2 protein-coding genes are annotated in these 1,534 nt (G+C 64.0%); both read left to right on the forward strand.

All coding sequences use genetic code 11. The features are described from left to right. The coding region (locus VMR39_RS20910) for a HipA domain-containing protein (protein ID WP_325418696.1) at positions 1 to 634 on the forward strand (634 nt) is incomplete at its 5' end. 183 nt (positions 635 to 817) lie between these two features. Further along, on the forward strand, positions 818 to 1,534 hold a 717-nt coding region (locus VMR39_RS20915), incomplete at its 3' end, for a 3'-5' exonuclease (protein ID WP_325418698.1).

The raw sequence follows: 1,534 nt of genomic DNA on the forward strand, positions 1-1,534 counted from the left end.
GCGACGAATTCATCAGGAGGACTTTTGCCAGGCGCTGGGCCGCCCTCCCGTCGCCAAGTACGAGTACAACGGCACGGGCACGCGCGGCCCTTCGATCGCGGATTTTTTCGCGACCGTGCGCGCGCATATGACTGCACGGGAAATCACGCAGCTGCTCGACGCCGTGATCTTCAATATCGCCATCGGCAATGTCGATTCCCACGCAAAGAACTATTCGGTCCTGCTCATGCATCAGGCTCCCCGCTTTGCTCCACTCTACGATCTCATGTCGGGCCTTGGCTGGGCGAACATCACCCAGAACCATGCCCAGGCCATCGGCGGGCAGCGTCGGGGCCGGCACATCTACGCAAAGCACTGGCAGCGCATGGCCGAAGCCTCAGGCCTTTCTCCTAGGGCCACAGTCCGGCGCGTGGAGGCCGTGACTGCCCGTTTGCAGCGCGAACTGCCGGGGGCCAGTGAAGAGGTCGCCGCCATGCCTGCGGGCTCTGGCCTTATGCTCAAGGTCTTTGAGCGCGAGATTGCCCGGCGCATCGAGGAAGTGCGCGCTCATGCTCAGGAGGCGGGCGATGACGGTTACGGCGCTCCGGGCGATGACGTCGCCGAGCAGATCGATGCAACTGCCTATCACGGCTAGCCTCAAACTTACGGCAATGCCTCGCACGGAATCCGGCGTGCGCGGTGCCTCTGCCCCTCGGACGCGATCGCAGGCCTGCCAATGTTCGACAGCAGTTCTACGCGCCTTCTGGAGAAGGACTGTCCCCGGCTTCTCGCCCGGGGCGCCTTGCCTGTAGCGCGCAGGCCTTTCATCGGGGGCTGCATGACGGCCTCCCAAACCGCTTGCCACGAGGCGGCAGACCTCCTTAGCGCCCATCCCGACTTCAGGGTGCTGCGCCGCCTGGTGCCGGCGGAGCGATTGTACTTCGGCGAGCCGCAGCCTCCACTGCGGGTCGGCGTCGCCATCGATGTCGAAACGACCGGACTTGATCACAGTGCCGACAAGATCATCGAGCTGGCCATCCAGAGGTTCCGCTTCGATGCGCTCGGGCGGATCGTGCAGATCGGCACACCGCGCGTATGGCGCGAAGACCCCGGGGTGCCGCTCGACCCCCAGATCACCCGATTGACGGGGCTGACCGATGACATTCTTGGCGGTCAGACGATCGACGTCGAGGCGGCGATCGGGCTTCTGTCCTCGGCCGACATCATCGTCGCCCACAACGCTGCCTTCGACCGACCATTCGTCGATCGGCGTCTGCCCGCCGTCGCTGGCAGGCCCTGGGCATGTTCGATGGCCGAAATCGATTGGCTTGAGCTAGGCTTCGACGGCCGGGCGCTTGGCTACCTCGTCGTCCAGTGCGGTTGGTTCTTCGAAGGCCACCGGGCCCAGAACGACATCCTGGCACTCATCTATCTGCTTGGACACGCCGCCGCAGATGGCGAGACGATACTGGCAAAGCTCATCGCCGCCTCTGATCGCATAAGCTACAAAGTCAATGCCGTGGATGCACCGTTCGACGGCAAAGATGCGCTTAAG

The sequence above is a fragment of the Sphingobium sp. genome, from assembly GCF_035511395.1.
Taxonomy (GTDB): domain Bacteria; phylum Pseudomonadota; class Alphaproteobacteria; order Sphingomonadales; family Sphingomonadaceae; genus Sphingobium.